Genomic DNA, 11721 nt, shown 5'->3' with positions numbered 1-11721 from the left:
ACGCCAAAAATAGCCTGGTTGTAGCCCGGGGTGGTTCTCTACAACGTCTTATTGTTTTCCCCGCCTGGGGGCTGGGCCGGGGGGTTTTTTTGGTTTTTATTTTTTGGTTATGGCGCGCGCGGGGGGGGCGCGCGAAGCGGTCAGTTGGTGGCGGGCTTTGCCTTGTCCTGGTCCTTGAGCTGGCTCCAGGCATTCTGCTGCGCCAGCATCTGGCGAAGGTAAGCGACGTTAGCCTGCGCCTGATCCGGCGACAGCTCTTGCGAGGCGATCTTCTCTGCCTCGTCGAAACGGCCTTGCAGACCGACGACCAGCGCAAGGTTCTGGCGGACGCGGCTGTCTGCATTCGGCTGCTGGGCGGCTGAGCGCATATAGGTTTCGGCTGTGCGCAAATCACCTTCCAGCACGTACGACATGCCGAGATTGGAAAGGATCGACGGTTCGTTCGGCCTGAGGTCAAGCGCCTTGCGATAGCCTTGGCGAGCCTCGTCCTTCTGGCCGAGCTGGTCGAGAATAGCAGCTTCCGCCGATACCAGTTTCCAGTCAGGATATTCGGGCGTCTGGGCGCGGCGCACGGCATCGAGTGCCGGCTCGAACTGTCCGTTGGCGGCAAGCGCCTTGCCATAGGCGGCGAGCACGTCGCGATCCTTCGGCAAGGCGATCGCCAGCTTGCGCATCACCGCAAGCGATTGGTCTGCGTCGCCGTCCATCTGCAGCGCCGCGGCATAATTTGTCGCGATCCGCTTGTCGCTGGGGTTTTTCGAATAGGACTGGCCGAGCGCCATCGTAGCGTTGTGCAGTTCGCCCGCCGACATTGTTTCCAGCGGCTTGCCGCTTGGACGAGAAATCGAGCCAGTCGTCAATTTGCTGGTTCCGCAGCCGGCGACGCCTGCAGCAAGCACCATCATCAACACCGTGGTGATCAGCCTGTTTGCGCTGGCGTTCATCCTGCGGTTGGTCGGCATCGGCACCAGGGCTCCGTTCATGCGCGTGACCATTTGCGAGGTCATCTTTCCTCCCGCAGAAATATTCTGTTAACCCTAACGGAGAGTTAAGAAACGCAGACTCGGAAGCCGGAGGCCAGCGAATGCCTGTCGAACTCGTCGAGAAAGAATTGAGCAATGCGCTGCCGGTCCATCTGGTGGCGAAGGATGCTCTGGCGGCGGCGGGCCTTGCGCCATCCTCGGTCGCCTGGGCCAAGGCCAACGGCTTTTCCGGCGAGGCCGGCAGGACGCTGATCGTGCCTGGCGACAACGGCGCGATTGCCGGAGCCCTGTTCGGCACCGGTGATGGCGAGGGCGCACTGGCCATCGGCGCACTAGCGAGAGCCTTGCCCGCAGGCGAGTGGCATTTTGCGTCCGCACCGGCCAAGCCGGAGCTTACGGCACTCGCCGTGGCGCTCGGCGGCTATGTCTTCACCCGCTACGGCAAGAAGCCAGGCAAGACGCTTCGCCTCGCGCTGCCGGCAGGCACCGACGCCGCCCGCATCCGCCGCCTCGCCGATGGCATTTTCCTCGCGCGCGATCTGGTTAACACGCCGACCAGCGATATGGGCCCCGGGCAGTTGGAGAAGGCCGCCCGGACCTTGGCCGCGACGCACAAGGCCGAAATATCGGTGACCAAAGGCGACGATCTTCTTACCGCCAACTTTCCGATGATCCACGCCGTCGGTCGGGCTTCTGCCGACGCGCCACGCCTGATCGACATGATTTGGGGGCCGAGCAATGCCCCCAAGATAACGCTGGTCGGCAAGGGCGTCTGCTTCGATACAGGCGGTCTCGACATCAAGCCGTCCTCGGGCATGCTTTTGATGAAGAAGGACATGGGTGGCGCTGCCAACGTGCTGGGTCTCGCTTCCATGATCATGGCCACCGGGTTGAAGGTTCGGCTGCGCGTGCTCATCCCGGCTGTCGAGAATTCGATAGCCGGCAACGCCTTCCGGCCAGGCGACGTGCTGGTGAGCCGCAAGGGCATTACCGTCGAAATCGGCAACACCGACGCCGAAGGACGGTTGGTGCTCGCCGATGCCCTGGCCTTGGCCGATGACGACGAGCCGCAGATGCTGGTCGATATGGCAACGCTGACAGGCGCTGCCCGTGTTGCGCTCGGTCCCGACTTGCCGCCGTTCTATACCGGTGACGAGACGCTTGCATCCGAGCTGGCGGACGCCTCCGTTGCGGTCGAGGATCCGCTATGGCGGATGCCGTTGTGGAAGCCCTATGACGCCAAGCTGGCGTCGAAGGTGGCCGACGTCAACAACGTCACGCCGGACGGTTTCGCCGGCTCGATCACGGCGGCGCTTTTCCTGAAGCGCTTCGTGGAAAAGACCGCCGGCTGGGCGCATGTCGACATCTTCGCCTGGAACCCGTTCGACCGCCCGCACGGCCTTGCCGGTGGCGAAGCGCAAGGCATCCGGGCGCTGGAGCAGGTCATTTCGAACCGCTACGGCTGATTCTAGGACATAGCCGACGAAGGTTTTGACTGAAACGGAACCGAAACAATTTTCCGTCATGCTGGACGGATGTCGATTATCATGCGTCCAAGCCAAGCGTTGCGACTATGGCAACAGGTGGTGCTGTCGGAGGTGCGCGACGACGCGCCCGATCTCACCATGCGCCAGACGGCGATCCTGTTCACCATCTATCTCGATCCGCCGCCGCACACGGTGCGGGGGTTAGCCGCCCGCCTCAACGTCACCAAGCCGGTGATCACCCGTGCGCTCGATACGATGGGGGCGCTGAAACTGGTGTCGCGCCACCGCGACGAGCTCGACAAGCGCAACGTGCTGGTCAGGCGCACAGTCGAAGGCGCGCTCTTTGTCGAGCGCTTTGGCGATGTTATCATTGCCAGAGCCCAAGAGTTGCCAATTTGAACGAGTTGCCGATTTGACCGCCAGGGATGCCCGCCTCCATGCCTTCCGCTCCGATCTCGCCGACGCCAGGCTGCGAGGCGAGGTCGCCGCCGACCGTTTCGTCGCCGGCCGGCCGGCTCGCATATCAGCCTCCGTCGCCGACATCCGCAAGGCGCCGCGGCCGGACGCCGGCGTCGATACCCAGCTTCTGTTCGGCGAAGACGTCCTCGTCTTCGAGGACGTTGAGGGCTGGGCCTGGATACAGGCCGAGCGCGACGGCTATGTCGGCTATGTCGCCGACACCGTGCTGGGCGGTCGGGAGCATGCGCCCACCCATGTTGTCTCGGTGCCGCGCACTTTCCTCTATCCGGGACCGGATTTGCGGTTCCCGGTGAGCGGGGAGCTCTCGATGGGGTCATTGGTGGCGGTGACGGGCTCAGCGGAAACGCGCGGCACGCATTATGCTCTGCTGCCGTCCGGCCAGGCGGTCATCTCGGGTCATCTCAGGCCGGTCGCCGAGGTTCATCCCGACTACGTCGCGGTCGCCGAGGCGTTTCTCGGCACGCCCTATCTGTGGGGCGGCGTCTCCGGCTTCGGCATCGATTGTTCCGGTCTCGTGCAACTTGCAATGCACATGGCTGGCAGGCAAGTGCTGCGCGACACCGACATGCAGGCGGCGACCGTCGGCGAGCCGCTCGAACCCGGGCCGGATTTTGCCGGGTTGCGGCGCGGCGACCTGGTCTTCTGGAAAGGCCACGTCGCGATCATGACAGATCCGGAGACCATGATCCACGCCAACGGCCACACCATGCTGGTGTCGCGTGAAGGACTGAGGGAGGCGGTCGCCCGTATCGGCTATCTCTATGGCGGACCGACCGGGTTTCGCCGGCCGTAGCGCGAATCGATCACCTTTTGTTCTGATTCTGCTTGGCGATTGCGCGCCGCCGCGCTACGTCTGGCGCGTGACAGAGCAGCCGCGCCTTGCCGAACAGAATGCCGCCGTCGTCCTGCCCGAGCCATTTGTCAAATGGTTTGCGGAAAAGGGCTGGTCGCCGCGCGCCCACCAGATGGATTTGCTGGCCAAAGCCCAGGGCGGCCGGTCGGTATTGCTAATCGCCCCGACCGGCGCCGGCAAGACGCTGGCCGGGTTCTTGCCATCGCTGACCGAACTGGCCGGCCGGCCGAGGAGAAGGCCGGGGCAGGCGCATCGAGGCATCCACACACTCTACATCTCGCCGCTGAAGGCGCTGGCGGTCGACATTGAGCGTAATCTCGGCAAACCCGTCGAAGAAATCGGACTGCCGGTCACCGTCGAGACGCGCACCGGCGACACGCCCGCACACAAGCGCCAGCGGCAGAAGCTGGCGCCGCCCGACATTCTCCTGACCACGCCCGAGCAATTGGCGCTGCTGATTGCCGCGCCCGATGCCAGGCGCTTCTTCGAGGACCTGCGCTATGTCGTGCTCGACGAATTGCATTCGCTGGTGACCTCGAAGCGCGGGCATCTCCTGTCGCTCGGGCTGGCCCGGCTGCGCTCGTTTGTGCCCGCCCTGCAGACGATAGGCCTGTCGGCGACGGTCGCCGAGCCTGACGAATTGCGGCGCTGGCTGGTCAGCCAGAATCCACCGGGGCCGATGGCCGAACTGATCGTCGTCACTGGCGGCGCCAAGCCCGACATCTCCATTCTCGATTCGGAGGAGCGCGTGCCGTGGGCGGGACATTCGGCCCGCTACGCAACGCCGGAAATCTACAACGAGATCAAGCGCCACAAGACAACCCTGCTGTTCGTCAACACGCGCAGCCAGGCGGAGTTGCTATTCCAGGAGTTGTGGCGGGTCAACGAGGAGATCTTGCCGATCGCGCTGCATCACGGATCGCTCGACGTCGCGCAGCGCCGGCGTGTCGAAAAGGCAATGGGCGAGAACGCCCTGCGCGCCATCGTCGCCACGTCGACGCTTGACCTCGGCATCGACTGGGGCGACGTCGACCTGGTCGTCCATGTCGGCGCGCCGAAAGGTGCCAGCCGGCTGGCGCAGCGCATCGGCCGCGCCAACCACCGTATGGACGAGCCGTCCAAGGCGATCCTGATACCGGCCAACCGCTTCGAGGTGCTGGAATGCAGGGCGGCGCTCGACGCCAATTATCTCGGTGCCCAGGATACGCCGCCGCTGGTCAATGGCGGGCTCGACGTCCTGGCGCAGCACGTGCTGGGCTGTGCCTGCGGTGCGCCGTTCCATGCCGATGCGCTGTTTGAGGAAGTGCGAACGGCAGCACCCTATGCCGATCTCGATCGGCCGACATTCGATCGCGTCATCGATTTCGTCGCCACCGGCGGCTATGCGCTGAAGAACTATGAACGCTACGCCCGTATTCGTCTCAACAAGGACGGGCTGTGGCGGGTCTCAAATCCTCGCGTCGCCCAACAATACCGGCTCAATGTCGGCACCATCATCGAAGTGCCGGCGCTCAACGTCCGCTATGTCCAGGCCGGCAGCAGAGGCGCGGCTTCGCGTGGCGGCCGGGTTCTGGGCAAAATCGAGGAGGCGTTCCTCGAAACGCTGACGCATGGCGACACCTTCATGTTCGCCGGCAAGGTGCTGCGCTTCGAAGGTATCCGCGAGAATGAGTGCTTTGTCTCGAATGCACCCGGCAGCGACGCCAAGGTGCCGTATTATGGTGGTGGCAAATTCCCGCTTTCGACGTACCTGGCTGAACAGGTCCGCGCCATGCTGGACGATCCGCAGCGCTGGAAGAAGCTGCCGGAGCAGGTCGCCGACTGGCTACGCTTCCAGGCCGACAAGTCGGTGCTGCCGAGACGCGACGATCTGCTGATCGAGACCTTTCCGCGTGGCAACCGCTACTATCTGGTGGCCTATCCGTTCGAGGGCAGGCTGGCGCACCAGACGCTCGGCATGCTGCTCACCCGCCGCCTCGACAGGGCGGGAGCCAAGCCGCTCGGCTTCGTCGCCACCGACTATGCGCTTGCCATATGGTCGCTGGCCGATATGGGCCATATGTTCAGGGCGAAGAAACCGTCGCTGGCTGGGCTATTCGATCAGGACATGCTGGGCGACGACCTCGAAGCCTGGCTCGCCGGCAGTTGGTTGTTGAAGCGCACCTTTCGCAATTGCGCGCTGATCTCGGGATTGATCGAGAAACGCCACCCGGGGCAGGAGAAGAGCGGCCGCCAGGTAACCGTGTCGACGGATCTCATCTACGACGTGCTGCGCAGCCACGAGCCCGACCATATCCTTTTGCAGGCGACGCGTGCCGATGCCGCGACCGGTCTCTTGGATGTCAGCAGACTTGCCGAGATGCTCTCGCGCGTCCAAGGTCGAATCATGCATAAGAACCTCGAGCAGATATCGCCGCTCGCCGTGCCGATCATGCTCGAGATCGGCAAAATGCCGGTGCACGGCGAGGCCGATGACACGCTGCTGATGGATGCAGCCACGCTGGTCGAGGAGGCCATGGGGACGAAATGACTGTCGCGCTCGCCATGGCTGCGCCTCTGGCGGATGCGGGCGCTGTCCGTATCGCCGGCGAACGCGCGATCTGCGACCGTCGCGGCGTGCTCTATTTTCCCGAATTCCGGCTTCTGACCGTATCCGACCTGCATCTGGAAAAAGGCTCATCACTGGCCAGGCGCGGCACGCTGGTCCCACCTTACGACACCGGTGCGACGTTGCTCCGGCTGCAGGCGGTGATCACCGATTATCAGCCTGCGATCGTTATCAGCCTGGGCGACAGTTTTCACGATGGCGGCGGCGCCGCACGTATGCACGCGAGCTTTCGCCAAAGGCTGGAAGGGCTGATGGTCGGGCGCGACTGGTTCTGGGTCGCCGGCAATCATGACCCGGAAGCACCGGCCGACCTGCCGGGCGAAACCGTGCGCGAATTGGCCATCGGTTCTCTGCTCTTCCGGCACGAGCCTTCGGCGGTGAGGGCGGAAGGCGAGATATCAGGCCACCTGCATCCTTGCGCCCGCATCGTGCAGCAAGGCCGTTCGGTGCGGCGTCGTTGCTTTGCCGGCGATGGCGGCCGCATGATCATGCCGGCTTTCGGCGCCTATACCGGCTCGCTCAACGTGCTCGATCGCGCCTATGCCGGGCTGTTCCGCCGCGAAACGCTGATGGCCTATATGCTTGGCACAGAGCGCATTTTCGCGATTTCCCACGCGATGCTCAGGCCGGGCTGAACCTACCTGCCGTAGTACAAAGTAACCGTGTGCTTGGCCTCGGCGAAGAACAGCCAGCGCTCGACCAGCATTCCGGCGAGTTGGGCGATTGGGGCGAGTATCGACAGTGCTGCCGCATAGGGCCACGGCAAGGCGAACGCCACCACCAGCAGCAACGCGGGCAAAGCAAAGGCCAGCACCTGCGTGATCTGGCGGAGTTTAGCGCTGTGCTTGCGCGCAATGCGAAAACCCATCTCCTTGAGCAGATAGTTTTCCTCGGTATGCGGCCATTCCAGCGACCGCACCGTGCCGCCGGAAAGCCCGGTTGCGGTGTTGGCGTTGGTCGGGATCTCCAGCCTGTCATTGTATCGCCAGGTCGCCAGCTTCAAACCCCAGCCGAGCGCGGTCAGCAACAGGGCAGCCGCCAGAAGTATATTCGAGCCTGCGGCAAATCCCTGCAGCAGGGCGTTGAGCAGTACGCTGCCGGTCATCGCCGAAAAGACCAGGTAGGCGGGTAGGGTGAAGCGGCTGTGCCACTGGGCAATCGGCTTCAACGACGCGTAGATCATGCCGGTGGTGCAGACGGTTGCGACCGCGCCGACGGCAGCGAGCAGCCCGGCGACAGCCGCCCAGCCGCTCGTACGGCCGAGGACCACCCAGCCAATACCGAACAGTCCCGCCGGCACGAAAGTGGCGACCGAGGCAACACCTTCGCGCGACAGCCATGAGCTACGCCATTGCGAGAAGGCACGCCAGGCGCGTTCGGGCCGGCCGAGATGGCCGGCCGACGACAGCAGGCCTGTCGAGATCAGGCCAAGCGCCAGCCCCATGCCGGTGAGGCCAAGCCAGAAATCGGGCGGGATAAAGCCCTGTCCAGCGAGCACGCCAAGCAGCGCGAGCAGGCCGTAACCGGCGCCCGTGGCCGTGGTGAAAAAGACGACGGAGAAGGCTGGATGCATGAAGGCACGGGTCAGTTCGAGAGCATGCGGTCGACCCAGCCGAGGAAGCCGCCTTCGGCCCGCACCGCTTCAAGCGCTGGCGCCGGCACCGATGCGGCACGGGTGGTGTGGGCACGTGGCGGCAGATATTTGTTGGTCGGCTTATAGCCCATTTCCGGCATCAGATCGACACCGCCGCGCTCGGCCACCAGTTGCGAGATAGCGGATGCCGGATCGCCCAGATCGCCAAAATGCCGCGCGCTGGTCGGGCAAGCAGCGACGCAGGCCGGCACGCGATCTTCTTCCGCCAGATTGTCGTTGTAGATGCGGTCGACGCACAACGTGCATTTCTTCATCACGCCGACATCGGTGTCGAACTCGCGCGCGCCATAGGGGCAGGCCCAGCTGCACAATTTGCAGCCGATGCATTTGTCCTCGTCGACCAGCACGATGCCATCCGACGCCCGCTTGTAGGAGGCGCCGGTCGGGCAGACCGTGACGCACGCCGGCGTCTCGCAGTGCAGGCAGGAGCGTGGGAAATTGACCGTGCGCCCACCCATCTCGGTCATGTGCTCATAGCTGTGCACGCGGTTGAACCAGACGCCGTCGACATTGCCGCCATAGGGGTCGATGTCGGTTAGCGGCGCCATATGGCCGCCGGTGTTCCATTCTTTGCAGGCGGTAACGCAGGCCTGGCAGCCGACGCAGGTGTCGAGATCGATGACAAGGCCGAGCTTCTTGTCGGTATGGGCGGGAAGGCAAGTCATTCGGCGGCTTCTCTTTTCATGCGGAACTCGGCGCCGAAACTGAGTTTGTCGGGCGAGAGCTCAGAGTCCGGCAGCTGGCGGAACCGCTCGAACTGCGGTTCGGTGAAGCCCGCTTCCTCGGGCGCGCATTTGACGATGCGCACGCGCAGGTCGAACCATGCGGCCTGGCCGGTCACCGGGTCGGAATTCGAATAGCGTTTGCCGTTGGCATCGGCGGAGGTCTGGTCGCCGATGATGTGGTTGAGCAGGAAGCCGCGATTGGATTCGGCCGCGTCGTCCTTGAGCCCCCAGCTGCCGCGCCGTTTGCCGATCGCGTTCCAGGTCCACACCGTATCGGCGTTGACGCCGTCGGCCAGCTTGATCTGTCCTTTGACCTTGCCGTTGATGCTCTCGATCCAAACCCAATCGTCGTCGACAAGGCTGAGGCCGGCTGCCGTCCGGTAGTGCACGAACAGTCGGTTCTGGCTGGTGATCTGCCTTAGCCAGGCATTCTGCCCGCCCCAGGAATGGTACATGTGCATCGGCCGCTGCGTCAGCGCGTGCAGCGGATAGGCTTGGCTGTCGACCGCAGCCTCTTCGAAGGGCGCGTACCAGAACGGCAGCGGATCCATATAGGTCTCGATGCGGCTGCGCTCCGCCTCCGGCGGCAGCACCCCGCCATGGCCGCGCGCCGCAAGGCGAAAGCGCTGCATCGGCTCCGAATAGAGTTGGAAGACGATCGGCTCGGCCTTCGGCATGAAGCCCATGCTCTCAGCCAATTCGAGATACGAGCGGTTGGCCATCTTGTAGTAGCGCTGATCGGCGGCGAAATCCTGGTGCCAGAAGCCGCCATTATCTATGTAGCGCTGCAACTGGTCGGGATTGACCTCGCCCTTGCCGACCGAGGCCCCGTCCTTGCCGCGCCAGCCGGCGAGCGGACCGACACCTGGCGTGCGCTCGTGATTGACGATGTAGTCGGCATAGTCGCGGTATTTGGCGGAGCCGTCGTCATGAACGAAGCCGGACAGACCGAGCCGCGCGCCGAGTTCGATCAGCACCGTCTGGAACGGCCTGACGTCGCGGTCCGGCTCGACGACGGGATGGCGGATGGCGTCGCCCGGACCGTCAGCATGGCTGATCGGCCGGTCAAGCAGACTGATACAGTCATGACGCTCGAGATAGGTCGTGTCCGGCAGCACCAGATCGGCAAAAGGTACGGTCTCGGAATAATAAGCGTCGGAATAGATGATGAACGGGATCTTGTACTCACCCGACGCATCAATATCGGTCAGCATTGCCATCGTCTCGACCGTATTCATCGATGAGTTCCAGGCCATGTTGGACATGTACATGAACAGAGTGTCGATCGTGTAGGGATCGCCGGCCCAGGCGTTACGGATAACCGTGTGCATGAGCCCGTGTGCAGCCAGCGGCGCATCCCAGGAATAGGCCTTGTCGATACGGATCGGTTTGCCGCCTCCGTCGATCAGCAGGTCTTCCGGCCCGCAGATGAAGCCGAGCGGCATGCCTTCGAGTGGTGTCATCGGCTTCACATTCTTGCCGGCGGGCTTTGGACCCGGCGGCGCGGACCGCGGATAGGGAGGTTTGAAGCGGAAGCCGCCCGGCACGTCCACCGTGCCGAGAAGCACCTGAAGCAGATGAATGGCCCGGCAAGAGTGAAAACCATTCGAGTGGGCCGAGATGCCGCGCATCGCATGCATCGACACCGGGCGGCCCTTGATGGTCTCGTGCCGGCGGCCAGCCCAGTCCGTCCAGGCCACCGGCAATTCGATTTGCTGTTCGAAGGCGACATGGGCGAGTTCTGCGGCAATGCGTCGGATGGTGTCGGCGGAGATGCCGCACCGGTCAGCGACGGCGTCCGGTGAATAGCTCTCGTCCAGATAACGGTCGGCGACGAGTTGGAAGACCGGCACGCAGCGGCGGCCGTCTACGAGAAAGCTGCCGGTCAATGCGGGCTTCGCGTCGGCATCGCTGGCATTGACAGGCATCTTCGCCACCCTGTCCCAAGCCAGCAGATTGCCGTCGCCATTTCGCATGAACAGCCCGTCATCGACAGCTCCAGGCTCCTGAACGACCAGGATGTGGGCATTGGTGTGGCGCAAGAGGTACTCGAGATCGATGCGGCCAGCCTTCAGCAATTCATGGATGAGGGCGAATACGAACAGGCCGTCGGTGCCGGGCCGGATGCCGATCCAGTCGTCGGCAATTGCATTATAGCCGGTGCGGCAGGGATTGATTGAAACCACCTTGGCGCCACGCGCCTTGAGCTTGCCGAGGCCGATCTTGATCGGATTGGAATCATGGTCTTCGGCAACCCCGAACAGCATGAAATACTTGGTGTTGTCCCAGTCGGGCTCGCCGAACTCCCAGAACGAGCCGCCAATCGTGTAGAGGCCGCCGGCTGCCATGTTCACCGAGCAGAAGCCGCCATGGGCGGCGAAGTTCGGTGTGCCGAACTGGCTCGCCCACCAACCGGTCAGCGATTGCGACTGGTCGCGGCCGGTAAAGAAGGCGAGTTTCTTCGGATCGGTTCGGCGGATGTTCGAAAGCCGTTCTGCCGCGATCGACAAAGCTTGGTCCCACTCAATTTCGCGGAACTCACCCGAGCCGCGCGGGCCGGTGCGCAGTAGCGGCTTCTTCAGCCGGGCCGGGCTGTAATGCTGCATGATGCCGGCGCTGCCCTTGCCGCACAGCACGCCGCGATTGACCGGATGATCCTTGTTGCCGTTGATGTAGCGGACCTTGCCGTCCTTGATGTGGACGTCGATGCCGCAGCGGCAGGCGCACATATAGCAGGTCGTCTTGGCGATGCTGTCGGAGACATCAGGCGAAGTATCGACGCCGTCGCGTTCAGAGGGCGCGCGCGTATCGGCAAGCGGCCGTTGTGATGGTGCCGAATTGGCTCCGCGCAGCAGGTTGTTGGTCATGATCCGGTGATGCTCTTGCGCTCCGCGACCTTGGCTCTCGTCTTCGGGCCGGGGCCGCGCATGT

At 63.7% G+C, this 11721-nt stretch carries 9 protein-coding genes; 5 read left to right on the top strand and 4 right to left on the bottom strand.

Annotation, left to right across the window (positions count from 1 at the left end; all coding sequences use genetic code 11):
• Nucleotides 1-140: 140 nt before the first annotated feature.
• Nucleotides 141-962, bottom strand: coding sequence for a tetratricopeptide repeat protein (locus tag NKH67_RS28520; protein ID WP_353032298.1), 822 nt, complete (start codon nt 960-962; stop codon nt 141-143).
• A 122-nt stretch (nt 963-1084) separates the two neighbouring features.
• Between NKH67_RS28520 and NKH67_RS28515 the strand changes: the two genes are divergently transcribed.
• The 5 genes from NKH67_RS28515 (at nt 1085) to pdeM (ending at nt 7046) form a co-directional block, all read left to right on the top strand.
• The gene (locus tag NKH67_RS28515) at nt 1085-2449 is read left to right on the top strand and encodes a leucyl aminopeptidase family protein (RefSeq protein WP_353032294.1); all 1365 of its coding nucleotides are present in this window, start codon (nt 1085-1087) and stop codon (nt 2447-2449) included.
• Nucleotides 2450-2518: 69 nt separating this feature from the next.
• Complete coding sequence (locus NKH67_RS28510) at nt 2519-2869, top strand: MarR family winged helix-turn-helix transcriptional regulator (RefSeq protein ID WP_023676939.1); 351 nt, start codon at nt 2519-2521, stop codon at nt 2867-2869.
• Nucleotides 2832-3743: a C40 family peptidase gene (locus NKH67_RS28505; protein ID WP_502893817.1), complete on the top strand. Its 912-nt coding sequence runs from the start codon at nt 2832-2834 to the stop codon at nt 3741-3743. Before NKH67_RS28510 ends, NKH67_RS28505 begins: the two co-directional genes overlap by 38 nt.
• Before the next feature lie 67 nt (nt 3744-3810).
• Nucleotides 3811-6333, top strand: coding sequence for a ligase-associated DNA damage response DEXH box helicase (locus NKH67_RS28500; protein WP_353032292.1), 2523 nt, complete (start codon nt 3811-3813; stop codon nt 6331-6333).
• Nucleotides 6330-7046: a ligase-associated DNA damage response endonuclease PdeM gene (gene pdeM, locus NKH67_RS28495; protein ID WP_353032290.1), complete on the top strand. Its 717-nt coding sequence runs from the start codon at nt 6330-6332 to the stop codon at nt 7044-7046. Before NKH67_RS28500 ends, pdeM begins: the two co-directional genes overlap by 4 nt.
• A 2-nt stretch (nt 7047-7048) precedes the next feature.
• Here pdeM and NKH67_RS28490 read toward each other — a convergent pair whose 3' ends face one another.
• The 3 genes from NKH67_RS28490 to NKH67_RS28480 are packed head-to-tail and all read right to left on the bottom strand — an operon-like array spanning nt 7049 to nt 11657.
• Nucleotides 7049-7984, bottom strand: coding sequence for a dimethyl sulfoxide reductase anchor subunit family protein (locus tag NKH67_RS28490; protein ID WP_353032288.1), 936 nt, complete (start codon nt 7982-7984; stop codon nt 7049-7051).
• A gap of 11 nt (nt 7985-7995) precedes the next feature.
• Nucleotides 7996-8730 (bottom strand): 4Fe-4S dicluster domain-containing protein, encoded by a 735-nt coding sequence (locus tag NKH67_RS28485; protein WP_352470094.1) that lies wholly within the window; start codon nt 8728-8730, stop codon nt 7996-7998.
• A complete protein-coding gene (locus NKH67_RS28480) occupies nt 8727-11657 on the bottom strand; it encodes a molybdopterin oxidoreductase family protein (protein ID WP_353032286.1) in 2931 nt (976 codons plus the stop codon). The genes NKH67_RS28485 and NKH67_RS28480 overlap by 4 nt, the downstream gene beginning before the upstream one ends.
• Nucleotides 11658-11721: the final 64 nt, after the last annotated feature.

The sequence above is a fragment of the Mesorhizobium sp. M0968 genome (assembly GCF_040319065.1).
Classification (GTDB): domain Bacteria; phylum Pseudomonadota; class Alphaproteobacteria; order Rhizobiales; family Rhizobiaceae; genus Mesorhizobium.
This window is presented reverse-complemented; position numbering and strand designations above follow the sequence as displayed.